At 50.1% G+C, this 25,018-nt stretch carries 16 protein-coding genes and 1 pseudogene; 5 read left to right on the top strand and 12 right to left on the bottom strand.

The genetic code is table 11. The annotated features are described in order from the left end of the window. Positions 1-72: 72 nt before the first annotated feature. From ACM1PF_RS30840 to ACM1PF_RS30830, 3 genes and pseudogenes are all read right to left on the bottom strand, one after another. A complete protein-coding gene (locus ACM1PF_RS30840; RefSeq protein ID WP_416676872.1) occupies positions 73-1,656 on the bottom strand; it encodes a glucose-6-phosphate isomerase in 1,584 nt (527 codons plus the stop codon). A 224-nt stretch (positions 1,657-1,880) separates the two neighbouring features. Beyond that, positions 1,881-5,287: pseudogene (gene treS, locus ACM1PF_RS30835) on the bottom strand (maltose alpha-D-glucosyltransferase). Between the two features lie 716 nt (positions 5,288-6,003). Then, a complete protein-coding gene (locus ACM1PF_RS30830) occupies positions 6,004-6,153 on the bottom strand; it encodes a hypothetical protein (RefSeq protein WP_416670273.1) in 150 nt (49 codons plus the stop codon). A gap of 12 nt (positions 6,154-6,165) precedes the next feature. On the opposite strand from ACM1PF_RS30830, the gene malQ reads away from it, so the two are divergent. Continuing rightward, positions 6,166-7,686 (top strand): 4-alpha-glucanotransferase, encoded by a 1,521-nt coding sequence (gene malQ, locus ACM1PF_RS30825; protein WP_416670271.1) that lies wholly within the window; start codon positions 6,166-6,168, stop codon positions 7,684-7,686. 209 nt (positions 7,687-7,895) lie between these two features. Here the strand turns inward: malQ and ACM1PF_RS30820 are convergent, their stop codons facing one another. From ACM1PF_RS30820 to ACM1PF_RS30810, 3 genes are all read right to left on the bottom strand, one after another. Next, entirely contained in the window at positions 7,896-8,417 is a 522-nt protein-coding gene (locus ACM1PF_RS30820) for a GIY-YIG nuclease family protein (protein WP_416670269.1), read from the bottom strand. Positions 8,418-8,684: 267 nt separating this feature from the next. Then, a complete protein-coding gene (locus ACM1PF_RS30815) occupies positions 8,685-9,002 on the bottom strand; it encodes a hypothetical protein (protein ID WP_416670267.1) in 318 nt (105 codons plus the stop codon). A gap of 123 nt (positions 9,003-9,125) precedes the next feature. Beyond that, a complete protein-coding gene (locus tag ACM1PF_RS30810; RefSeq protein ID WP_416670266.1) occupies positions 9,126-9,905 on the bottom strand; it encodes a 4'-phosphopantetheinyl transferase family protein in 780 nt (259 codons plus the stop codon). A gap of 657 nt (positions 9,906-10,562) precedes the next feature. Between ACM1PF_RS30810 and ACM1PF_RS30805 the strand changes: the two genes are divergently transcribed. After that, positions 10,563-11,225, top strand: coding sequence for a peptidoglycan-binding domain-containing protein (locus ACM1PF_RS30805; RefSeq protein WP_416670264.1), 663 nt, complete (start codon positions 10,563-10,565; stop codon positions 11,223-11,225). Positions 11,226-11,488: 263 nt separating this feature from the next. Here ACM1PF_RS30805 and larE read toward each other — a convergent pair whose 3' ends face one another. From larE to ACM1PF_RS30775, 6 genes are all read right to left on the bottom strand, one after another. Then, positions 11,489-12,319, bottom strand: a complete 831-nt coding sequence (larE, locus tag ACM1PF_RS30800; protein ID WP_416670262.1) for an ATP-dependent sacrificial sulfur transferase LarE — start codon at positions 12,317-12,319, stop codon at positions 11,489-11,491. 349 nt (positions 12,320-12,668) lie between these two features. Further along, positions 12,669-13,118, bottom strand: coding sequence for a type II 3-dehydroquinate dehydratase (gene aroQ / locus ACM1PF_RS30795; protein ID WP_416670261.1), 450 nt, complete (start codon positions 13,116-13,118; stop codon positions 12,669-12,671). Between the two features lie 479 nt (positions 13,119-13,597). Beyond that, positions 13,598-13,735, bottom strand: a complete 138-nt coding sequence (locus ACM1PF_RS30790; RefSeq protein ID WP_416670260.1) for a hypothetical protein — start codon at positions 13,733-13,735, stop codon at positions 13,598-13,600. A gap of 169 nt (positions 13,736-13,904) precedes the next feature. Continuing rightward, a complete protein-coding gene (locus tag ACM1PF_RS30785; RefSeq protein WP_416676870.1) occupies positions 13,905-14,498 on the bottom strand; it encodes an HD domain-containing protein in 594 nt (197 codons plus the stop codon). A 98-nt stretch (positions 14,499-14,596) separates the two neighbouring features. Beyond that, on the bottom strand, positions 14,597-14,797 hold the full coding sequence (locus tag ACM1PF_RS30780) for a hypothetical protein (RefSeq protein WP_416670259.1): 201 nt from the start codon (positions 14,795-14,797) through the stop codon (positions 14,597-14,599). Positions 14,798-15,165: 368 nt separating this feature from the next. Further along, positions 15,166-15,723, bottom strand: coding sequence for a cytochrome c oxidase assembly factor Coa1 family protein (locus ACM1PF_RS30775; RefSeq protein WP_416670257.1), 558 nt, complete (start codon positions 15,721-15,723; stop codon positions 15,166-15,168). Between the two features lie 296 nt (positions 15,724-16,019). Here ACM1PF_RS30775 and ACM1PF_RS30770 point away from each other — a divergent pair, with 296 nt between their 5' ends. From ACM1PF_RS30770 to ACM1PF_RS30760, 3 genes are all read left to right on the top strand, one after another. Then, positions 16,020-16,355 (top strand): XisI protein, encoded by a 336-nt coding sequence (locus tag ACM1PF_RS30770; RefSeq protein WP_416670255.1) that lies wholly within the window; start codon positions 16,020-16,022, stop codon positions 16,353-16,355. A gap of 132 nt (positions 16,356-16,487) precedes the next feature. Then, the gene (hpsL, locus tag ACM1PF_RS30765; protein WP_416670253.1) at positions 16,488-18,224 is read left to right on the top strand and encodes a hormogonium polysaccharide biosynthesis protein HpsL; all 1,737 of its coding nucleotides are present in this window, start codon (positions 16,488-16,490) and stop codon (positions 18,222-18,224) included. Positions 18,225-18,767: 543 nt separating this feature from the next. Then, the gene (locus ACM1PF_RS30760; RefSeq protein WP_416670251.1) at positions 18,768-24,761 is read left to right on the top strand and encodes a cadherin domain-containing protein; all 5,994 of its coding nucleotides are present in this window, start codon (positions 18,768-18,770) and stop codon (positions 24,759-24,761) included. The last annotated feature ends 257 nt before the right edge of the window (positions 24,762-25,018 follow it).

Here is a 25,018-nt window from a genome sequence, read left to right as displayed (position 1 = left end):
AACATCCAGATGTGGCAGCAATCGGATGTGGCAGCAATTAGATGAGGCAGGCAAGATGCCTGCCCTACGGTATTAAAGTGCCGAGATCATCAAACTACTCGGCTGTCCCAGATCCCCTGTAATAGCCAGGTGTCGCTGGTTGGCAGCCAGGTGGCGCACGATCAGATAAATGGACTCAATTTGATCGGGAGCAACCTTTATGGCTAGAGCCTGGAGGGACAGCGGTTGGTTGGACTCAAGTACAGCTTTTACCACCTGTTGCTGAAGGTTCAGCACCGTAGCCGCTGCTTTCTTCCCCGCTTCAACTCCAGGTTGATGGTAAGCGTTGATATTCACTAGCGAGGCATAGAAACTAACGGCTCTTTCATAGAGGGCAATCAACGCGCCGACGGTTCGAGGGGTCACGACGGGAACCGTTACGGTAATGGAATCTCGCTGATTTTCGTAGAGGGCCTGTCGTGTGCCCTGCAAAAAGCCTGACAGAAAATCCCCGGATGTGGCTCCTGGTTCCACCTCGATCGACTGACCCTGGCGATCGTTTAAGACTTCAATGAACGTAACAAAGAAATTAGGAACGCCTTCCCGTAATTGCTGGACGTAGGCGTGTTGATCCGTCGATCCCTTATTTCCATAGACAGCAATCCCCTGATACACCGTATTGCCGTCTAAGTCTTGTTCTTTGCCTAAGGACTCCATCACCAACTGCTGTAAGTAGCGGGAAAACAGCAGCAAGCTATCTTTGTAGGGCAACACTACCATGTCCTTTTCCCCTTTGCCCTTGCCGACAAAGTACCAGGACAGGGCCAGCATCGCTGAGGGATTCCCCTGCACCGTAGGTTGACGAGTGGCTGCATCCATCTCCTTGGCCCCTGCCAGCATCTCGTCAATATTAATCCCCTGGAGGGCTGCTGGTAGCAGTCCTACGGCCGACATCTCCGAAGTGCGTCCACCCACCCAGTCCGGCATCGGGAAAATATCAATCCAGCCTTCCGCCTGGGCCAGCTTTTCAAACTTACTGCCAACTCCGGTTACCGCAACGGCATGTTGGGCAAAGTTAAGTCCCTTTTGCTCGTAGGCGTGCTTCACCTCCACCATGCCATTACGAGTCTCAGGCGTTCCCCCCGACTTTGTGGTAATAATCACCAAGGTTGTTGCCAACCGATCGCTGAGCTTCGTCAAGAGGCGATCGATGCCAGCGGGGTCAGTATTATCAATAAAATGAACGGCCATCGGCGCATCGAGTGCCCCCAGGGCTTCAGCGACAAACTGGGGCCCCAACGCCGACCCCCCAATGCCAATGGATAGAATATCGGTAAATTTAGGCGCATCGGGCGGATGAATTTCACCCTGATGTACCTTACGGGCAAATGTATGAATATGTTCCAGCGTTTCGACAATCTCTTGCTGCAACTCCGGTGTGGGTGCCAGATCGGGATCTCGCAGCCAGTAATGCCCCACCATGCGTTCTTCGTCCGGATTGGCGATCGCTCCACCCTCCAATGCCTGCATATCCTGAAATGCTTTTTCAAACCGAGGCTGGATCGACTCGACAAAGGCATCATCAAACCGAACCCGGCTAATATCCACAAAGAGTCCCAGTCCTTCGTGGTGATAAAGCCAATCCTGGTAACGCTGCCAGAGTGCTGCGGCATCCATAAAAATTGCTGACCCAATCGAATGTTCATTCACAGTTTACAGACTCGATCGGGTCTGTGTGATGGAATTAGGGAAAGATTTTTAGATTTGCTGAGAGCGCGAATGATATGCATCCAGGAAATTCGAGACATGATTCCCAGCAATGACAAAAATTTGAGAGAGGAGGGAATAGAGAGTTTGCACGAATTGCTACTCCCTACTCCCCCCTCCTGTTTTCGACTGCCTCAGCTCAGGGATAGCAAAGCCATAATGCGCTGTAGAGGAATCTTGACCCAGTTAGGTCGGTGGTTGAGTTCATAGCCCAACTCATAGACTGCCTTTTCCAGGAGGAACGCATCTAGCAAGATTTGAATTTCCTGCCGCTCACTGGGTATAAACGCCTGACCTTGGGTCGTGGTCAGGTAGCTCTTGAGGAAAGAGACGCTGGCCCAGGAGTAGAAAAGTCTGCCCACTGTTCCATTACGGGTAGATTTTCGGGACGGATAATGCCGCTCTCTTCTTCATTGCGTAGAGCCACTTGGGAGGCATAGTAGAACGATTGCAGCATCCCCGCCACATCCCTCAGGGGCGATCGCTTCATTCGCCGTTCGCTCAGGGGGCGAGTCGGTTCCCCTTCAAAGTCGATAATGACGAAATCCTTGCCAGTATAGAGCACTTCCTCCAGGTGGAAATTACCATGACAGCGAGTTCGGGCAATCTTCAACGGCTGATCCAGGATCAGCTTAAACCGCCCCATGAGCATCTCCCGCTGGCTCAACAGGGCTTTGGCAGCCGGTTGTAACTCTTCTGGGATATGTTTGAGCTGCTTGTTTAAAAGCAACAGCACTTGCCCTGACTGATTCCGCATGTACTGGTAGATCGATCGCTGGTAGAAAGAGGTAAATTCCTCTGGGGCAAAGTGCGGATCAGCATTCTCCGAGGCCAGGGCAATGTGCATCTCGGCGGCCCGTTCGCCCAGCAATTCGGCCGCTCGCAGTTGATTGCCCATCATCTCGAAGGCCAGTTCTGGGATTTCCTCGTCCAGAGCTGTTGCTACCAGATAATTCGGTACTGAAATCTCAGTCACATCAACCTGTTTGGTCAGGACATCGACATAGTGATCGCGCAAATTATCCAGGGCATAGGACCAACCATCGCGGGTTTCAGGGATATATTTTTGCAACACCCCGATCGTCATGGGTTCTGCCCCTTTCCGGTGATATTCCAGGTAGCCCGCCACTGGAGCAATGTTGTCCATATGGGGTAGCCCGTTGTTCAGGGCAGATTCAGTCAAAAACCGCCCCACTTCCAGATCGGAGTTGACGCACTCATCCACATGGTGGAACAGCTTAAACAAGAACCGATCGCCATAGGCCACCAGGGCATTGCTGCGAACCCGGCGGAGCAGATGGGGGTCAAAGGTCATGGCATGGGATGCGGCTAGCGATTGGGAAGGATGGCTGGAATCATCCGTCCAGAGCTGTTGCAACATTTCCGTAGAAGTCGCCACCAACTCGCCCAGCTTGCCGGCATAGCGTTTCTTTTGCACGATCGCCCGCAGGGGAATCGTCAGGAATTCTAAATCGGTTAATGCATCAAATAGAATACCAGTCGTGTTCTTGCCCTGCACCTGCGCCACAGCATGTTCCGCGATGGATTGATCCAGCGGCACACTTTCACCACTGGTTTCCTCAAATCCCAATGGCAGAATATAGGTCTCAGGAATACCCTCCGTGAACGACACCTTCACCAGCACAATATGGTAAGGATGGTTGCCGCTCTGGGGGTTAAGCTTGGTTGGCTCGATCGGGACAGCATCCAGAATCTCGACGGTCTGCATGATCGTTGCCTTGTTCCCCATCCAGCGGCAAGTGCGCAGATACTCAGACAAAATGCTTTCCAGAGTGGTTTTTGATTCAGTGCGCGTATACACATCCTGCCAGCTGCCGTTGGCCAGAACCACAGGGAGATGGGACTGGGGTTTTGCGGCAATGGCAGTGGTTTGAAACTGTAGGGTAAACCAGTAGAAAGCGTGAGGGCCAAGGCTGAGGAAGTAAGAGGAACCGTCAATTTCAGGAAACTCGGTGCGACCAAAAATTTCCACCGGAGTCGCGCCCTTAAAGGCTGAGAGATCCAGTTCCACCGCCTGCACAAACCGCGATAGGTTTGCTACCACCAGAATGTGTTCGCCATCATAGGTGCGGGTGAAGGCAAACACCTTACGATTTTCTGGATAGAGCAACTCAAAGGTTCCCCGTCCGAAGGCTTTAAACCGATTTCGCACGGCGATCAACCGCTTCATCCACCACCAGAGGGAGTTGGAGTTAGCCCGCTGGGCCTCCACATTGACGGTTTCGTAGTGATACTCTGGATCGACAATTACCGGCAAGTAAAGTCGCTGCGGATTGGTGCGGCTAAACCCGGCATTGCGATCGGCACTCCACTGCATCGGTGTGCGAACCCCGTTGCGATCGCCCAGGTAGATATTATCGCCCATGCCAATTTCATCCCCGTAGTATAAAACCGGGGTTCCAGGCAAGGAGAGGAGCAGGCTATTCAGCAACTCAATTCGCCGCCGATTATTGCCCTGGAGGGGAGCCAAACGCCGCCGAATTCCCAGGTTAATCCGGGCTTGCGGATCCTGAGCATACACCCGGTACATATAATCCCGGTCTTCATCGCTGACCATTTCCAGCGTCAGTTCATCATGGTTCCGCAAGAACAAGGCCCACTGACAATTGCTGGGGATTTGGGGAGTCTGGGCCAGGATATCCAGAATTGGGAAGCTATCCTCCATTTGCAGCGACATAAATAGGCGCGGCATCAGGGGGAAGTGGAAATTCATCTGGCACTCATCACCCTGACCGTAATAAGCCGCCGCATCTTCGGGCCACTGATTCGCCTCCGCCAGCAGCATCCGGTTGGCAAAATGCTCATCCATATGAGCCCGAAGCTTTTTCAGGAATGCATGGGTTTGAGGCAGGTTCTCGCAGATGGTGCCTTCCTGTTCATAGAGGTAGGGGACTGCATCCAGGCGCATGCCATCTACCCCCATCGCCAACCAGAAATCCACCACATCAAAAATGGCTTTTTGCAGCTCCGGATGCTCGAAATTCAGGTCAGGCTGGTGGGAATAGAACCGATGCCAGTAGTAAGCCTGCGCTACTGGGTCCCAAGTCCAGTTGGAATTCTCGAAGTCTTTGAAGATGATTCGGACACCCTTGTATTTTTCTGGAGAATCACTCCAGACGTAGAAGTTGCGATCGCTACTGCCTGGAGGAGCCTTGCGGGCTCGTTGAAACCAGGGGTGCTGATCAGAAGTATGGTTGACAATCAGTTCGATAATCACCCGAATGCCGCGCTGGTGGGCTTCATCCAGTAGGATTTTGAAGTCATCGAGATTGCCGTAGATAGGATTGACATTGTTGTAGTCCGAAATGTCATATCCATCATCCCGCAGGGGCGAAGGGAAGAAAGGCAAAACCCAAATCGCATTCACCCCCAGATCCTGGATGTAGTCTAGTTTTTCCGTCAGTCCTCGGAAATCACCAATGCCATCTCCGTCGCTGTCAGCAAATGACTTGACCGGTACTTCGTAAATAATCGCATCCTTAAACCAGAGCGGATCATCGTTCAGCGGTGATTTATCCATGTTATGTTCCACAGTCCAATATCCCAGAGTGCCAGAGTCGTCTTGTTCCAGTTCTTCAGGTTTCCACTAATCCTAGAGTGGGTTAGCATCCTTTACAATTTTGCAAAACCATACCCCTGCAATGGGATGTCATTTACTACCGATGGTAGAATTTCTATCCCACGACGTAGTCCATATCTCACATTTTTGACCCTTTGGAATCAGAAACAGCCTGCTCCCTCAGAGAAGAACAGGATCGATTCAACAAATTGTGGGTGCTTGACCGTCAACAACAGAGATACTTCAAGGTGCCAGTCGTATTGTAGAGCCTTCTCCGACAATATTCTTTAGCACGATAGGGTATAGACCAACAACAGAGGCAGATCAAACCGTTCAGTGGTTTGACCTCTGCGGCTAGCAAAATTCAGATGCTTCCCGACAGGTGTAGTGTTTAGAATAGCTGGAAACCGTGCTGAGAATGGGGCTAATTCTCAACAAAACCTGTATTGAAGCAGGTGAAGGGTCTACGGTTATCGCCTTCAATACTCTAAATTGTAAGGGTAGAATTTGGGGGAATCTCGGATGACGCGCCATCCTTCACTTGATCTTTGTAAATTTACGCCCTACGGTTTGCGTAATCGTCATAAAGCAGGGTTTACAGTCTGTGAGGGGACTTTTTAGCGTAAAGGTGATGAGATCAGGCTTTGCCGATCGCACGCAAAAACTTCGCTCAAGTATCAGCCATCCGATGGACTGAGATAGGTTTCGTTCAGCCGATCGCAGTAGAAAACAGAAGGAATTGAAGGTGGATTTTCACTGCCTGAAGATGACTCATTCTGGCGAAAGCAGCGATCGGTTCTACCATGTAAATCGCTACTGTAACTCAATTAGGAATCGCTGTGACTTTTCAACGCGCTAGTGGAATTTTGCTCCATCCAACTTGCCTGCCCGGTGCTCATGGCATTGGTGATCTCGGACAACATGCCTACGATTTCATTGATTTTTTAGACCGCAGTGGGCAAAAACTGTGGCAGATCTTGCCTCTGGGGCCGACGGGATATGAACATTCCCCCTACATCATGAACTTCAGTACGTTTGCGGGCAATCCCTTGATGATTAGCCTGGAACAACTCACCCATGAAGGATTGATTGACCCAATTAACCTCAATTCCCTTGATGCTGAGGCAGGTGATCCGCTCTATGCGCGGGTGAATTTTGATCAGGTGATTCCTCACAAGTATGGCTTGCTGCGGCAGGCGTTCGATCGCTTCCAGGATTCTCTCACTCAGGAGGGGAATGCAGACTACGATCGGTTTTGCCAGGAACAATCCTGGTGGTTAGATGATTTTGTCCTATTTATGGCTCTGCTGGAGTCCCATGACTATCAGCCCTGGAACCAGTGGGAACCCGCGATCGCCCGACGCGAACCGGAAGCTCTGCGGCAGGCCGCTGAATCCCTCCAGCAACCAATTCAATTTCACCGATTCCTCCAATTCAAGTTCTTTGAACAGTGGGCCCGGCTGCGAGCCTACGCCAATGAGCGCAATATCTCGATCGTGGGGGATGTGTCGATCTACGTTTGCCACAATAGCTCGGATGTGTGGGCTAATCCTGACATTTTCAAGCTGGATCCAGAAACCTTTGACCCCGCCTTTATGGCAGGCGTTCCCCCTGATTATTTCAGTGCCACCGGGCAGCTTTGGGGGAATCCCGTCTACGACTGGGAGAAGCTAGAACAAACCGGGTTTGCCTGGTGGATCGATCGCTTCAAGGCGACGTTACAGTATGTTGATATTGTCCGAGTCGATCATTTCCGGGGCTTTGAGGCCTACTGGCAGGTTCCCGGCGGCGAAACCACTGCCATGAATGGGGAATGGATTAAAGGCCCCGATGCCAAATTCTTTGAGGTACTGCAAGCCGCGATCGGCAGTCTGCCCGTGATGGCAGAAGACCTGGGCGTGATCACCCCAGAAGTGGAGCTATTGCGCGATCGATTTGAGTTTCCGGGCATGCGAATCCTCCAGTTTGCCTTCGGCGGCGACTCAGACAATTCCTATCTGCCCCACAACTATGTCAGCAATAGCGTTGTGTATCCGGGCACCCACGACAACGATACGGCGATCGGCTGGTGGAATGCGGCGGGCGAGGCTGAAAAACATCACGTCGCTCAATACCTGGGCTACAGTTCCCCTGATCAGATTCAGGAACTCAGTTGGGAATTCATTCGCCTTGCTCTCAGTTCCGTTGCCGATCTCGCGGTCATCCCCCTCCAGGATGTCCTGAGTCTAGACGGACGCGCCCGCATGAACGACCCCCGCTACAACGATGGCCAGTGGCGATGGCGATTTACCGATCCAGGAGCATTAAATGATGCCGTCAGTGCTCGGCTGGCAGAGATGACTTGGATGTATCGGAGGTAGGGGAGTGGGGAGTCGGGAGTCGGGAGTCGGGAGTCGGGAGTGGGGGGAGCTAAAACTCTTTCTTGTGGGATCTTGTGGGGTCTTGTGGGGTGGGCATCTTGCCCGCCCAGTCCCTCTTGACTCCTGTACGGGCGATTACTCCTGCGGAGTCGCTGCGCGAACGCGAATCGCCCCTACGCCTCACTTCTGCACGGGCGAGCGATTCGCCCCTACTTCAAACTCAACAACCCCTCCTCCTTTGCCTTTGGATCAAACCGAATGGGCAACTTTGCGCCCCTCTCCTCCAGGGCAGCCAGCACCGATCGCTCCACTCGCCGGGCAACCTGTTTGAGTAGTTTGACCCGTCCCAGATCATCGGCTGATTCGTAGGCAGCCTTTTCTTCGTCGTTCATTTGCTGCTTGGCATCGATCGCCTGGTTCCACACCGCTTCTTCTGTGCTGTTTCCAAGGGGTGCTTGTCCATTCTCATGAATCCAGGCATCGCGGATTTCTTCCAGTAACGTGCGATTGGGGCGATCGATGGTTTGTACTTTCACCCAGTGGCATTTTTGCGGTTGCCGAACGAGATGCTGTTTGAGGCTGAAGGTGACATCGCGGGAGTAGCCGATGTATTGCAACACTTGATCGGCATCAAAAATGGCGTATACGCCGACGGTGCGATCGAATTGTTCAGGCACTTGTCCGTCGGAGTCGAGGTAGGGGATGGAGTCGAGGTTGGATAGGGAATGCATGGCAGGAAATCGTGCGGGAGGTGGTGGAAGGTCTAGATCAAGTACCCCGTGGGGACACTACCCCGTAGGGACACGCAGTAGTGCGCTCTTAGAGGGTGTTTGAAAAGGGGTTTGTTGTGCTTTTGGACACGTTAGATCCCCCCTAACCCCCCTTAAAAAAGGGGGAACCGAACTCAAAGTCCCCCTTTCTAAGGGGGATTTAGGGGGATCCAAACCGTTTTGCTACCAACAGCAGGACTTTTAAAACATCCTCTTACACCAGACCCCTTACAGCTTTTGATAAATGGCACAGAGACGGCTGGGCTGAAAAATCTTGGCATTGAACATAAAATTGGGCGGCACATTGATAATCACATAGTTGGGATTGTGATATTGCTCGTATTCCACGGGCATTCCTTTCTTTGCGCCTGGTGTGTAGGGCATGGGTTGAAACAGGATTTCTGTAAACTGCACTCGATCGCAGTCTGCCTGCTGGCAAACTTGCTGGAGAAAAGCGTTGCTGGTGAGCATCTGAAACAAGGTGGCTTGGGCTTCAGGGTCTAAGGTCAGCTCGCTATCGTATTGCTGAATCACTTTAATTTTCATGGAGCAGCAGAGAATGGAGGTGTAGAACGATTCTCTGGTAGCCTACGAGATTCTGGAACGACTGTCAGCCCTTCAGCCGGTGGAAAGCATTAAGAATTCTTGCGGTTGGATCAGGCGATCGTTCTAGGGATCAGTGAGGTGGTAACTGACTAATTCTCCTGGATTGCCTTCGATCGCCAGGGCTGCTACATAGCCTGGAGGTGGTTGCAATCGCAGTATTTTCCAGTGCAACGAGCGATGGGCAGAATTATGAATTGTAAACGCGGCTGGGGTAGGTTCATCCAGTTCGGCAAGAATCACTTCAATCTGGTTTAACCCCGTTAACCCTTCCCCTGTTGCCTTCAAATAAGCTTCTTTGTAGGTCCAAATTTGGAGGAATGCTGCCTGCTGTTGGGTGGGGGGTAAAGCACAAATGACTTCGTATTCCCTGGGCGAGAAAAAACGCCGGGCTAGTTCATGGATGGAACGCTGGGGCGGGAGATATTCCAGATCAATTCCGACCGGACGATCGAGGGTGAAGGCGTAGAGCGCAAACCCTTCAGAATGAGTGAGGTTGAATGAAAGGTTTAGGGGCAGGGCAGATTGAGGGTGGCTAGCATTCGCCAATGCCGGTTTTCCGAGCGGGCCATAGCTAAACCGCAGTTCAGCCGGATCTGTGTTCAGGTAGCTGGCCAAAAGCAGGCGCAGGATTCCCCGACTGACGATGAAACGGTGCTGATGGTGCTGAAATCGAAACCGATCGGCGCGGGTTTGTTCATCGGCAGAGAGCAGTGGAGAAAATTTTTCTACCCATTCGATCGGTCGATCAAGGGCAGCTTGCCAAACGTGGATTGCAGCGTTTGTTAAGTCTAAAGGGTATGGTAAATGGCTTAGCGAAATATTAAGAACCGCTTGTTTTGACACAGTAAGAACCCATTAATTCAGACTGCGATCGGTCTGATTATTACTTTACAGATTTTACCTAAGGGACTTCCCGCTTTGAGCAGGCGCAACGACCATAATCCAAATTTAAGCAAAGTGCTAGAGCTTTATGTGTAAACTGATTTTTGCCTATCTGACTGTAAAGAGCTTTGTCTGCCTCCGTATAGTTGGAACTCTAACAATCAGGTTAAAACTTTAACAATTTATTACTTCGTTTGGAATATTAAATCATAATCAGGACTTTTCCAAACAGTTGAACTACCCCACCAGTAGCGTAGCAGGTTGAAATTTATCCCCCTATAAACCCTACAGGTAGTATCTACACCATATATGGGAAAGCTTAATTTAGCAGGGTTTTAGCCCGAATTGGTACAGAAATACTATTTTCCTAGAAAATTAATTATGTTAATTATTAATAGTAGAGAGGAAATTCCGCTTTGAACCTCTTCCTTTAATTCGGTGAGGTTCCCCTAAAACTGTCACACCCTAATTTAGTTGCTGCGCCGAAGCTTGCTTGGTGTAGTTGGTTCTCGTAGTGGTGTGTAGAGTGTCAAGACTGCGATCGACGATCAAATGATAATCGAGATTGTGGTTTTTGAGTCAGATCAACTAACCCTAATTTGGAGGGCATTAAATCCTATGGAAACACTCGCATATCTCCATCTAGCTCAGGAAAACGAAAATCCTGAAGTCAAGGAATTAACAGTGGATGCTGGAAAGCTAGCTGGCAAAACTGCGATCGGAGCGATCGGGATTGCAGCAGCAGCAGTTGGGGCGTTCGGTATGGCAGATCAAGCCTCCGCCTCCTACTACGGTGGTTGCGGCAGCTACGATCCTTGCTCTGGTGGCGGTTATGACTACTACAGCTACCATGATCCTTGCTATGATCCTTGCTCCAGTGGTTACAGCCACCAAAGCTATAGTTACGACTACTACAGCTACCATGATCCTTGCTACGATCCTTGCTCTGGTGGCGGTTATGACTATTACAGCTACCATGATCCTTGCTACGATCCTTGCCACAGTAGCGGTCATGACTACTACAGCTATCAGCCCAGCCACTACCCCAGCCATGATCCTTGCTACGATCCTTGCGGTGGATATCAACCCGTTAGCCCGATTGGTGGAGTTCATGAAATCCAGATCGCACTGAACAAGGCAGGTTTCCACGTGTATGTGGACGGTGTTTATGGCCCTCAAACCGCTCATGCGGTTAAAGCCTTCCAGGCTTCTAGAGGATTGCTGGTAGATGGTATCGTTGGGCCTCAAACCATCTCTGCGTTACAGCACTATCTCTACTAATAAAGGCACTTGGTTAACCACGCAAAATTAATGCACTGGTTTATCCAAGTACCTTCAATCGTCTTTTCCGTAAAGCGTTGCTGAAGTTCTAACTGCTCTGTTGAACCCAGAGAATCCAGCTAAGATGGGCAAACATCTGTGCCGGGAAGCGTTAGCCAGCAACGTTTTTTCTATGCCAATTTAAGCACACGGCTCACAGTTTAGCCCTTCCTCAGGCAAAACACATCTTTTTTTTCAGAAAATTTTAATGAGCATCACTTTGCTCAGGAGACACTACCCATAGTGGTGGACAACGGTAATCCTTGATTGAGCTTGCCGCTGCGGAAGCCTTCCAGATCCAGGGTGACATAGACGAAACCATAGGATTGAAAGGCAGCAACCAGTTGAGGTAGATCAGTAGTCAGAACAAAATCCTGAATTTGCTCTGGGGGTAACTCAATCCGGGCTGTATCTCCCTCCGAACGAACTCGCAGGGTGGTTAAGCCCAACCCCCGCAAATATCGTTCAGCCCGTCCAACTCGCTGGAGTTTGGCGATCGTGATTTCTTCACCGTAGGGAAACCGAGAACTGAGGCAGGGCTGGGCTGGCTTATCCCACCAGGCTAATCCCAGGTGTCTGGAGAGTTGCCGGACTTCCAGTTTGGTAATACCAAGTTCCGCCAGGGGAGAGCGTGAGCCGCGTTCTTTGGCAGCCTGAATGCCGGGACGATAATCTCCCAAATCATCCGCATTCACCCCATCAACGACGTAGGGATAGCCCCGTTCCAGCGCAAGCGGCTTCAGCGTATCGTGAAGTTCACTTTTGCAAAAGTAGCAGCGATTCACGGGGTTAGAGGCATAGTTAGGATTATCAATCTCGTGGGTGTGGACAATTTCGTGGGCAATGCCGATCGTCGCTGCCTGAATTCTCGCTTCTTCTAGATCTTCTGGCAGTAAAGACGGAGAATCGGCCGTTACCGCCAAAGCCCGATCGCCCAGCACATCGTAGGCAACTTTTGCCACCAGGGTACTATCCACACCGCCAGAATAGGCTACCAGAGCCTTATCCATGCCGACAAACAAAGCTTGCAGTTGTTCTAATTTTTTCATTAACATTTTTGATCGTAGAATCCGTGAAGACTTTTGAAGCGTACAGATTCTAGCCTAGCGAATGTGGGGAGTAGGGAGTGGGGAGTGGGGAGTGGGGAGTGGGGAGTGGGGAGTGGTGAAGCGGGAGGGGCTGTTTCAGATTTTAGGGGAAGGAGGGGCTGAAGGAGGGGGATGGGTGCATTCTGGTTTTACAGCCTCTCTATACATAAAAGGTTGACTCTAGCCAAAACTGAAACCCGCCCCAATCCCTCTCAGGAGGGGAACTACCTTTAAGTAAGGGCGCACTGCTGTGCGCCCCTACCGAACTCTTCACTCCTACAGGCTGCGCCCACGCTCCGCGAACACTCCTCACTCCTTACTCCTCACTCCTCACTTCCAAATACTTCACCAACCCCTGCAATCCTAGAAGATAGCTTTCTGCCCCAAATCCGCTGATCTGACCGACTGCCACAGGGGCAATGTAGGAATGATGACGGAAGGATTCCCGGCGGTAGACGTTACTCAGGTGAACTTCAACCGTTGGAATGTTAACGGCGGCGATCGCATCTCGGATGGCAACGCTGGTGTGGGTGTAGGCTCCGGGGTTAATCAAAATTCCCTGATGCCGATCGAGGGCGGCGTGGATGGCATCTACCAGTGCTCCTTCATGGTTGGACTGGAGGCAGGAGAGTTGGACTTGCAGGGACTGGGCTTCTGCTTCCAGGGAACGATTGATGTCATCGAGGGTGGTGGTACCGTAGACACCGGGTTCGCGCTGACCCAGGAGATTGAGGTTGGGGCCGTGGAGGACGAGGATACTTAGCAAGGGTGGAGTCGGCTGATTTCAAAGATTGACTGGTAAAGATTGACTGGTAGAAGCAGGCGTGGGTTTAGCAACTGTAGGGCGGGCAGATGTCCGCGCAGCCTAGAAGCGTGGACTACGAAAGGTCAGTAGATCGCCGACCATGGTGAGATCCCCCCTAGCCCCCCTTAAAAAAGGGGGAACCGTTCGCGGAGCGTGTGCGTAGCACAAACCGAAGAAGGTTTGAAGTCCCCCTTTTCAAGGGAGATTTATGGGGATCAAACACAGGCGTTGCCGTGAGTGCAATTCATTTTCGATCTACTGTGAGATAGGTATATTACTGCTTAACGGAGCATCCCATTCAAATCATCCGGTTTCGGAAGTGAAACAGGTGAAGTGGTTTAAACAGGCGATTTGTTTAAAACAGAATCAGCCTGAGAAAGGACTCAGGCTAAAATAGAACGCTCATAGGACGTTTTCACTCAATGCGTTTAGCCGACCTGCTAACGACGGCGGTTTGGATCTCGAACGGGGATTGGAATCGGCTCCGGCTCTGGCTGTACGTCTGGTCCGAGTAGGGCTTCAGCAAGCTTACGTGCCCATTCCTTCACCTTGTCCAGCAGCTGCTCAATGTACTCCATTAATCGGATAGCTCCTTCAATCTCAGCCTAGAGACAGTCAAATGAATCGCCAGGTAGCGATCGTGTATTTGACTTTACCTTTCTTTCATCATAACCAATCGGCTGAAATGATCAAGATCATTGATGGTATATTACAACCTTTGGAAGAGCAGAAAGTAGCCTCAAATCGTTACACACGCTGCAAATCGCCTCGTTTTATGCAAGTTTCAATTGCTGCTTGAAAAAATTCCCATAGTTCAGGGGTGCCTGCGGCAACGGGCTGCATTCGTTGCAGGACTTGATCGCGGGTAATGTGGTGTTGTTTCCAGGTTCCGCCCTGGGTCGTCTGGTTGTGAAGAAAGGGTTGAATCCGATCGAGGGCAGCAGCAAATTTTGCGGTGGGAGTGTTCTGGGACTCAAATTCATTCCAGAGTTGCCGGAATTCCTCAGCCTGATCGGGGGGGAGGAGTCCAAAAATCCGGGTGGCGGCTTGTTCCTCTCGATCGGCTTTGCTGTGATTGCCCTGAGTGTCGTAGCAAAAGGTGTCTCCGGCATCAATTTCCACAACGTCATGAATCAATAACATTTGGATGGCGCGCTTTAGATCGACTTCAGGAGGTGCGTACTCGAATAAAACGATCGCCATGATGGCAATATGCCAGGAATGCTCTGCGCTATTTTCGCGGCGTGACCCATCGGTCAAAAGGGTTTGGCGGAGAATTTGCTTCAGGCGATCGATTTCTAAAATAAATTGAAGCTGCTGGGTCAGGCGATCGGATTTCATGATCATGGGTAATTGTTGGTATAGGCTGGGCGGGCAAGATGCCCACCCCACAAGGGTAGGGGCGATTCGTGAATCGCCCTCCTGTTTGGGAATGGAAATTAGCGCACCAGAACCGTCATGTATTTTCCGGTGGCGAAGGGAGCGGGGATGATCGGGGTGAACTGAACTCGATCGGTTGCCAGCTTTCTGACATAGCATTCGTTCATGGTGAAGATCACCTGATCGCGGGTGCCGATAATCCAAATTTGCACCCGATCGTCTTGCACAACGGGCAGCAGTTCGTTGAACTCTGAAGACATATTCTGTTCCTCGCTGATGATTTTAGGAAGAAAAGCTTAAGGCGTGGGAAGGCGTTCACGAAAAACTATCCCCAAGCTCCGTCATGCATCAGCGAGACTGCCGATCGCAGACCCATCACAAACAGGAATGATCTACAATCAAACAGCCTTGCACTCTGGGATGTTCAGAGAGCTAGGTTAGCTGGTTAGGGTTGTTAGCTGCTTCCCTAATCAGCGTTACACCTCACCTTAAGCCGGATTGGTCACTGGCTCGTTCTGGGAAGAAAAAACCAGCATCGCAACAGCATAAGGGATACGCCTGGGAAGATCAAGCGTATTCAACTACTTTTTGATGAATTTTTGGCAGGGCAGACTGGAGATAAGCGGGTTTAGACTTGCGTGGCTGGAATTTCTCTGGAGTCATCTCGATCGAAGTCTGGACAGAGGAATGGAGGTTGGTTAGGTGCGGGGGTGATCAGGGCGATCGGATTGGGTTGTCCATTGACGCTGACGATCAGTTGGTGAAATTGCCAGCTTCCCTGCTCAAATTGGGTTTCTGCGTAGACACTACCACTGGTTTGGGAACCCGTTACTGAAAAGCGAATACAGGTTCTTCTCGTTTCCCCTTCGCTAAACTCCCGACTTTTGGATAACCAGCCCGTTGACACTGGATCGCCCAAGGTTTGGCTAACTGCATCATCGGTTTTTACCCGTTCTGCGGCAATTTGATAGGTCTGGTAGGTTCCGGTTGATTTGATCAGTCCTTGAAGCACAGAAACAAATCCAGCCGCACCTAAAAAAATTGCAATTCCAACCATTCCTAAACAACCCAAACAGCTTAACCCAATGGGGAGAAGCCACGATCGGGTTTGCGGTTTCTGTTCGCTCTGTCCGTTTACAGTCATGGATTCGGTTGTGAGACTCGCTTTACTGTGTAGAGTTCCCATAGTGAATCCACCAGCGATCGTCTGAAGGTATTTTGCCTGGATGTATTTTCTCTCCTTTCCCCCCCCACTGCCCGCTACTACGCCTTGCAAGATCCAAGAGTGCGAGTTGAAGATGAATGGTTTCGTTTGGTGGAGTCCCAAGACAATTGTTAGGGCGAGGGGCGATCGCTCTACAATAAAGACAAGTTATCCTACTCTGAACTCTACTTTTTTTCTGGGGAATTAGCACGGTTAAGCGTTGCCGAATATAACGTTAAGCTTCTCGTTTTCGATCCCGATGAGGAGGAAATCGTAGCATGGAACGATTAAACCAATATCGTCAATGGGTGCAACAGGTATTGACAGAGCATAATCAGTTCAAACCTGCGTATGGAAGTCTAGAGCAATTTACTATCTTTGATACCCAGAACGATCACTACCAGTTAGCAACGGTTGGTTGGGATGGCGATCGTCGTGTGTTTAGCTGTTTAATTCATATTGATATTAAGGGCGATAAGATTTGGATTCAGCATGACGGTACTGAGTCAGGCGTAGCTAATGAGCTAGTTGAGTTAGGGGTACCGAAGCAATCGATCGTCATTGGTTTTCACGATCCAAATGCTCGCCGATTGACGGAGTTTGCAATCGGTTAGGTACGGTTTTAGGGTTCTTGCACGCTTCAGGACTGAGAACGTGACCTGACGACCTCCCAACCCTGCGTTACAAACAGGCGACTTCCGGGATAACTAGCTAGTAAACCTCCTTACCCCCGATCGCCCCTTAACGTGCTGCTCAAAACGCAAGCTCAATCCAGGCAAGCTCAATCTAGCTCAACTGCTGTTAAAGACCAATCAACTAACAGCAAATCGTCTAATGGCAAACCTGCCAAGGGCAAGGCGGTTAAAGGAAAAGGGTTCAAAGGGAAGGGTACCAAATCCGGCAAATCCGCTGACCCCAACGCCGAACTCAGCCCGAAAGAGCTAAGGGCACAAAAGCGAAAAGCCGATCGCCTTCGCAAAGAACTCATCAGCTTTACCCTGACGACGGTTTTTATCGCAGTCCTGGTCGGGGCATTGCTGGGCGTAGTTGGCGGCATCAAAGTTGCAGCCGCAGGCACATTGGGAATTCTCATCCTGGCATTGTCATTTAAGTATCCGCGTCATGCCCTGTGGGGCTTTCTGATCTATCTCCCCTTTGGCGGCACCATTACCTACGCGATCGGCAATAGCCCGTTGCTGCAATTAGCAAAAGATGGATTTTATCTGCCTGCCCTCGTCGGCGTAGTGCAGTATTGCAAACGAGAAAATCTACCTATTCTGATTCCCAAACAATTGATTACGCCCTTTGCACTTTTGTTGGGGTCTTGTTTCCTGACCTTATTAACGGTCAATGGTTGGCAACAATTTTTTGGTAAAGGGGGCGAACAACCGATCGCAATGGGCATTTTAGGGCTAAAAGTCTTGATCGGCTATGCCCCTCTAATGGTGTGTGCCTACTACCTGATTCGTAACAAGAAAGATTTACTATTTCTAATGCGAATCATGTCAATCCTGTTTATCGTCTGTTGCGGACTGGCAATGGTGCAGTATATTTTTCTGCTGACCGGAACCTGTGTCGGAACCCGGAATGAAGTCGGAAATGCTTTGTTTAAAGCCTCCCTGGAAGCCCGATGTTTTGTCGGTGGAGCTTTGCTCTATAGCCCTCAGCAAGGAGTGATCCGCCTGCCCGGTACATTTGTTGCTCCCTGGCAGTGGGGCTGGTATCTCATTTCTGGTGCTTTTCTCGCCTTTGGGTCAGCCTTTAGCGATCCCAAACCCCTCTGGCGGATTATCGGTCTGGTGGCTCTGGGAGCCGTCTTTATCCTGGCGGTTGTGTCTGGACAGCGAATCGCCCTGGCTTTGGTTCCCGTCATCGCTGGCATTCTGATGATCCTCACTGGCCAAGTCACCAACCTGAAGCGATTCATCCCGATCGCCGTTGGACTGGGGGCACTCCTCACCTTCGCTGCCCTGAAAAATCCAGACACCGTTCAGGAACGGATTGACAGCTTCATTTCTCGTTGGAACGCTTCTCCTCCCTACGGCTTCATCCTGGCGCAATTTGAATGGGCCATGCGCGGCTACAACATTCTGGGACGGGGACTGGGACGCGCCACCAACTCCGCCCGAGCCCTCGGACATACCGAACTGGTTGAAACCTACTATCCCAAACTAATCTACGAAATTGGCCCCGTTGGCACGATCGCCTTCATCATTGTCGTCACCACCCTCACCTGCATCGCCTTCAAAACCTATCGCAAAGTGCGCGATCGCAACCTCCGCAGCTATGGAGCCTCCCTCTGGTTCTTCATCCTGTTCATCAGCTACAACACCTACTACTATCCCCTCGACGTTGATCCGGTCGCGGTTTACTACTGGTTTTTCGCCGGAGTCTTGCTGAAATTGCCTGAGATCGAACGGTTGGCTAAGTTGGAAGAACCGGAACTGGAGATTTCTAAAAAGGGAAAAAAGCGAAGGCGGTAATCGGTAATTCAATATTTCTAGATGAGGCAGGTAGACGCTGGCGCGATGATGGTAAATCAGAAATTTGGTGAGTCATTCTTTTCAAGAAGCAAGCTATTTCTGTTGAATTTTACGCCTCGTGGGTACTCTAAAAAATAAGCATATAGATACACCATTCTAGTATGAATAAATTTCTTTAGCCGTGTGCGGACAAAGTGACACGGCATCTACTTTCGTTGTTGAGTTGAATCAAAACAATAAAGCCGTTAGGCTATTCCACCTAACTGTTTTTTGAATTGACCGTCGTTGGAATTATCGACGGAAAAATTTATCAACCAAAATCCCTTATTCTGAATCACAAGCTCAAAAGTTGAAGATAAAAAGAGGGAGGTAAATTAACTGAAAACATTGGTTTTATTTCTGATTTTCTCTGTGTTTACCCCGATGCCATGTCATTGCACGGCTAGGTAATAGTAGTAAAGCAGGTTGACTAGCCACAGCCAATTGTTTCGCTATATCTAGTTAAACGATTCCTCCTCTCTCATCACCTACAACCCGAAAGTTATGACAACTTTACCCGCTTCATCTGTAGTTCATTTTGATGTTAGTTCTGTCTTTACCGATGACGTAATTATCAATCATTCTGGTGGTGTTACAGACACAACTCAGTCAGCAATCGATCGGGAAGGAAATGCGTTTGTTACGCAAAGTTTTGCTGTTTTTCAAAATCCAACAAACGGAAATGGCATGCCGGATGATGGATTGTTTGCTGCAAATGCTTTTCATCCGACAATTCAGTTGGCTTACCGGAATACCAACGATGGAAATAATGCACGGTTTACCGCAGCCTCTACAGATACGTTTACCTTCAACGTCACTCCAGGTACTTATTCAGAATTGCATCTTGCGGTAACTTCGACTGAAGGCAGCAGTGCTTTAAGAGTTACGTTCAACTATGCAGATGGTACAAGTGCATCAACACCGATTCAGACCGTTCCTGATTGGTACAACAACATTGCACAGACTGCCGATCGCTACTATCTAATCGACGGGATGGATCGGGGTAAAGCGAACGGATCGTCTTTGGAAAATGCAAATAATCCGGCAATCTTTGGAATTCGTTTTACTCCCGATCCAACCAAAACCCTCTCAAGCATTACGGTTGAGAAAACAAATTCATCCGGTTGGTTGTCATTTTTTGGAGCTTCTGGTGTTATTGCTAGCAATGCACCAGCGAATCAGTCACCCACTGATTTAACGTTAAGCACTACGACCGTTAATGAGAACGTGCCTGCGAATACTACCATTGGCACCTTCACCACCACAGACCCTGACACAGGCGATACTTTTACCTACAGCCTGGTGCAGGGGGAAGGAGATACCGATAACGCAGCCTTTACGCTCGTCAACAATGAACTGCGAATTAATACATCCCCTGACTTTGAAACTAAGTCAAGCTACAGCATCCGGGTACGATCGACCGATCAGGGTCAACTGTTCACCGAGAAGACTTTAACCATCAGAATTCAAGATATCAACGAAGCTCCCACTGACATTAACATTAGTAATGCTCGCATCGATGAGAACGTTTTACCTGAAAGCATCGTTGGCACCTTCTCATCGGTTGACCCAGATGCCAATAATACTTTTACCTACAGCCTGGTGGATGGAGAGGGGGCGACAGATAACGCAGCCTTTACGCTCGTCAACAACGAACTGCGAATCAATACATCCCCTGACTTTGAAACCAAGTCAAGCTACAGCATCCGGGTACGATCGACCGACCAAGGCGGCTTGTTTACTGAAAAAGTTTTGACGATCGATGTGAACGATCTGCCAGAATCACCGTACAATCAAGCTCCGACTGACATTAACCTGAACAACAATCGGGTGAATGAAAACGTTGCCATCAACACTACCATTGGCACCTTCACCACCACAGACCCTGACACAGGCGATACTTTTACCTACAGCCTGGTGCAGGGTGAGGGAGCGACAGATAACGCAGCCTTTACGCTCGTCAACAACGAACTGCGAATCAATACATCCCCTGACTTTGAAGCGAAATCTTCCTACAGCATCCGAGTGCGCTCAACCGACCAGGGCGGCTTGTCTACTGATAAGGTGCTAACTATTGATGTAAACGATGTGAATGAAGCACCCATTGGCATCAACATCAGTGGCACTCGAATTGATGAGAATGTTCCCGCTGAAAGTGTAGTTGGTACGTTCTCAACGGTCGACCCAGATGCTAACAACACCTTTACCTATAGCCTGGTACAAGGAGAGGGCGATACCGATAATGCTGCCTTCTCAGTAGCAGGGAACGAGTTGCGGATCAACGCTTCACCAGACTTTGAAACTAAATCATCCTACACTGTGAGGGTGCGATCCACTGACCAGGGCGGCTTGTCTACCGACAAGGTGCTGACAATTAGCATCAATGATCTCGAAGAAGTTCCAGGAAATCAGGCTCCCACCAATATCACCCTCAGCAACAACCGGGTGAATGAAAACGTACCTGCAAACACAGCGATCGGCACTTTGACCACCACTGATCCCAACACGGGCGATACTTTTACCTACAGCCTGGTGCAGGGTGAGGGAGCGACAGATAACGCAGCCTTTACGCTCGTCAACAACGAACTGCGAATCAATACATCTCCTGACTTTGAAACTAAGTCAAGCTACAGCATCCGAGTGCGCTCAACCGACCAGGGCGGCTTGTTTACGGATAAAGTGTTGACCGTTGGTATTAATGATCTCAACGAAGCACCTTTTGTCAGCAGCGCGATCGCAGCTCAAACCGTCACTGCTAACAACCCCATCAACTTCCAGATTCCGGCTACTGCATTTCGTGACCCTGATGCAGGTGATACCCTCTCCTACACCGTTACTCAATCCAACGGCACAGCCTTACCCAGTTGGCTTGCCTTCAACCCCACCACTCGCACCCTAAGTGGAACTCCCGCTACTGGCAACGTTGGTAACTTAGATCTGCGAGTCATTGCCCGCGATCGAGCCGGACTCACCGCCAATCAGAACTTTCGCCTGACGGTCAGTGAACAGAGATACAATGCCCAGGATGCAAAACGAGGTCTTGAAAGCGGCTTAAACCGGATTCAACAAATTTTGGATGGGCAAATGCTGGGCGTACAGCTTCCCATTCTTGGGTCGCTGAACCGGTTTTCGCCTACATTTGTCAATACGATCCGCGACAGCTTAAATCGTAGTATCGGCAACATCGATACTGTAACGATTGACAGCTTTGCAAACACAATTCGCAGCAGCTTGCAGTCAGCTTTCCCCAACCTTCAAGTCACTACTAACCGTGATAACACCGGTGGCACGATCCTGATCAAAACGGGTAAAACCTACGATTTAGGTAGCGTAGCTTTAGCAGGTAACCTAGGAGTTCCTGGACTCGGCATCAATACTACAGGTAAAGCAAAGGGCACTTTTGGCTACAACCTAGATCTAGCAGTTGGCTTTCACAAAGATTTTGGGTTCTTTATTGACACCAACAAAACCAAACTCGCCTCCAATGTCAACTTTGGACTCAGTAATGATTTCCGAGCCACTAGTCGTCTAGGCTTCTTGCAAACTGACCTAACGGATGACCCCAAGAATCGAACTTCGCTGGGTGCAACCTTTCAGGCAAAACTGAAGGATATAGACAACATTCCAGGGGCACCCAATGACGGAGAGCGGTTGACGCTGCGGGAACTCAATAATATCGGTAGCAACTTCCAAATTCGTAACCTATTTGACACGAACTTCCGCATCAATCCCAAAATTGGACTCAAAGGTGTCACTAGCTTCAAGGGGAGTGCTGCTATTCCCGCACTCAACTATGATATGGCGGTTAATTGGCAGGCTTTAGACTACACGAATGGTACAATTACCCGTCCGCAGACCCCCACTGCCGCAATCAACAACCTGCAATTAGATGTGGGTGGGTTCATTACCGACTTCAGCCGTCCAATTTTGACCCGAATTAACAATGTGGTCAGCCCCTTCCGTCCGGTCATTAGCTTCATGAATACGGATGTGAGGTTGTTTTCATCGCTGTCACCGCTGCGAGACATGTTCGATCAAGACCGCAACGGTAGGGTAATTCCGCTAGAAATTGCTGCAACGCTCGCAGGTCGAAGAGTCGATACTCGCTTCCTGAATTCAATTGACGCGATCGATCGTGCCACCACTCTGCTCAATCAAATCAGTAGTACTCCTGGCAACATCAAGATTGATCTGGGTTCCTATGCCCTAACTAACTTCGACCCCAGCAGCAGCACCGCCAATTCCCGTAACGCCAGCCCTACTCGCAGGAGCGCACCGGCATCGAGCAGTTCGCAACTTCAATCGAAGACTAGCGGTTCAGTAGCTAACTTCATCAACGCATTCCGCAGCATTGAAGGGCTGGATATTCCTATCCTCAACAACCCTCTCACAGCAGTTGACCTGATTTTGGGCAGACCCAACGTCAATCTGCTCACCTACGATATGCCCGACCTGGACTTTAGCGTTAGTGCTAGTCGGAGTTTCCCCATCTTTGGACCTCTCAGTGCGGTGCTGCGAGGCGACTTCCGGGCGCGCACTAACCTGGCCTTTGGTTACGACACCTTTGGTCTAGAGCGTTGGCGCAGCAGTGGCTTTACAGCAGCGGGAGCCAGCAACGTGATTGATGGTTTCTATGTGGTTGACCAACCGGGGAACGAATTGCAACTGAATGCTTCTCTCTCTTTGGGAGGAGGAGTTAGCTTGGTAGCAGTGCGCGGATCAATTGAGGGAGGTTTACGAGGACAGGTTGGTATTGACATTGTGGATGTGGGTGAAGCCCAAGGACGCAGTGATGGCAAGGTACGTACCAGTGAAATTACCTCCCGGCTCTCCCGTCCCCAAGAGTTGTTCAATGTCAACGGTTCGATCAATGTCTTCCTGGGAGCAAGGGCAGAAAACTGGAAACCTGGTAAGTTTCCTAAACTTTGGGCTGGAAGCTGGAACACCTTCTGGTCAACCACCTTTGCCACCTATGAACTCGCTCGTTTTAGTGCGGGTGCTCCTAACGGCGGTCGCGTTTCGAATAAGTACATCTCTGGAGCGACTATCTTCCTGGATGCCAACTTTAATGGACTTGCCGATGAAACAGAACCCTTTACCATCAGCAATGATGATGGCTCCTACGAGTTGAACATTCCTATGGCAACCTATGACCTCAATGGCAATGGGGTGATTGATCCAAATGAGGGACGAATCGTTTCCCAGGGAGGCATGGATGTGTTCACCTTCTTGCCTGTCACCACTACCATGATGGCTCCTGCCGGTTATGACATGATTACGCCGGTAACAACGCTAGTGAGTGAGATGGTGGGTCGGGGAATAGATGCCGTTCAAGCTCAAACACAGGTGAAAAATGCTCTGGGGCTGCCAGGTAGCATTGATCTCAGCACCTTTGATGCGCTGACCGCAGTCGCTAGAGGAGATGTCAATGGAGTGAAACTGTTGAGTACGCACATCCTGGTACAGAATGTCATTGCTCAAACCTCTGCGTTGTTGAAGGGAGCAACGAACTTGTCTGAGGAGCAGCTCAGTACCTATGTGATTAAGGCGATCGGCAATCAACTCCAATCAGGTAGCAAGCTGGATCTAACGAAAGACACCACTATTAGGGGAATTCTTCAATCCTCGTTGGGTGAATTGCAAGTCGCTGTTCCAGGCGTGAATACCCAGAAGGTAACGCAAGTGCTGTCCGGTGCCGCAACGGTAATTGCAGACGGAAATGCCCGTGTTCAAAATCTGCAAAAGGAATTGAAAGGAAAGCAGTTTGTAGATGCAGCCAGCCGAGTACAGGGAATTTTGTTGGGCGAAACTGCAAAAGACTTGACTGCTGCTGCTGCTGGACGCAAACCTATCAATAAGGTGGTAGCTGATAATACTGGTGCTGGTTTCGACAAAGAACTCGACAAGTTGGAGGCTCTACAAAATACAAGGTTCTCTACGGGCAACGATCGCAACAACCGGATTCGGGGCACTAAAAACAACGACATTATCCTGGGCGAAGGCGGCAACGATAAGATCGATGGACGCGATGGTAATGACTTTATTTCCGGCGGCACCGGCAATGACCGGCTGGTAGGTGGTCAGGGCAATGACTACCTCAACGGTGAAGCGGGTAACGATAAGCTGCTGGGTGGAGATGGCAACGACACCCTGGTTGGTGGCGGTGGGCGAGATATTCTGACAGGGGGTGCTGGACGCGATCGGTTCGTCCTCAACACACCAAATCAGGGGAACGTACGAATCACCGATTTTGCTAAGAAAGATATCCTGCAAATCAGCGGTGAGGAGTTTGGCAGCGACCTCAGAGCCGGAATTTTGGCAAAAGCTCAGTTCCGTCTGGGAGCGACATCAAAAACTGCCAACGATCGCTTTATCTTCAACGATAAGACAGGGGCATTATTCTTTGATGCAGATGGTCTGGGTGGCGAAGCACAGATGCAAATTGCGAAGTTGTCTCGCGGTGCGGATCTAACCTATCGGAATATCGTAGTCGTGTAACAACTGTCCAGGCAACTGCGGACAATATCGCGTCATTGCGTACAAGTTGTGCTGTAATCGACGACAAACTGTATTTTTCCTCTTGGGCGTGGTTAACCATGCCCTTTTTTATTGCAGTTTTTCAGCATGAAGGTTTTATTGCGAGGCTTGGGCATTCTTGCTGCCATTGTTCCAGCAAACTGGCGGGCAGATGGTTGCAGACATGCGGGAGCATCTCGAGGGCGTTAAGCCTGCCTTGGTCGTTCAGTCCGTTCTAC

This window comes from Egbenema bharatensis FJBBOT/2019 (genome assembly GCF_048077055.1).
GTDB lineage: Bacteria > Cyanobacteriota > Cyanobacteriia > Elainellales > Elainellaceae > Egbenema > Egbenema bharatensis.
Note: the sequence above shows the minus strand (reverse complement) of the source record. Positions and strands in the feature narration are given on the sequence as shown.

Bases quoted from the DNA above. Each gene is read 5' to 3' on its own strand.
- ACM1PF_RS30760 (WP_416670251.1), top strand. From the start codon at position 18,768: ATGACAACTTTACCCGCTTCATCTGTAGTTCATTTTGATGTTAGTTCT.
- ACM1PF_RS30820 (WP_416670269.1), bottom strand. From the start codon at position 8,417: ATGCATTCCCTATCCAACCTCGACTCCATCCCCTACCTCGACTCCGAC.
- ACM1PF_RS30815 (WP_416670267.1), bottom strand. From the start codon at position 9,002: ATGAAAATTAAAGTGATTCAGCAATACGATAGCGAGCTGACCTTAGAC.
- ACM1PF_RS30780 (WP_416670259.1), bottom strand. From the start codon at position 14,797: ATGTCTTCAGAGTTCAACGAACTGCTGCCCGTTGTGCAAGACGATCGG.
- ACM1PF_RS30805 (WP_416670264.1), top strand. From the start codon at position 10,563: ATGGAAACACTCGCATATCTCCATCTAGCTCAGGAAAACGAAAATCCT.
- ACM1PF_RS30840 (WP_416676872.1), bottom strand. From the start codon at position 1,656: ATGGATGCCGCAGCACTCTGGCAGCGTTACCAGGATTGGCTTTATCAC.
- ACM1PF_RS30770 (WP_416670255.1), top strand. From the start codon at position 16,020: ATGGAACGATTAAACCAATATCGTCAATGGGTGCAACAGGTATTGACA.
- ACM1PF_RS30785 (WP_416676870.1), bottom strand. From the start codon at position 14,498: ATGAAATCCGATCGCCTGACCCAGCAGCTTCAATTTATTTTAGAAATC.
- ACM1PF_RS30775 (WP_416670257.1), bottom strand. From the start codon at position 15,723: ATGGGAACTCTACACAGTAAAGCGAGTCTCACAACCGAATCCATGACT.
- larE (WP_416670262.1), bottom strand. From the start codon at position 12,319: ATGTTAATGAAAAAATTAGAACAACTGCAAGCTTTGTTTGTCGGCATG.
- ACM1PF_RS30790 (WP_416670260.1), bottom strand. From the start codon at position 13,735: ATGGAGTACATTGAGCAGCTGCTGGACAAGGTGAAGGAATGGGCACGT.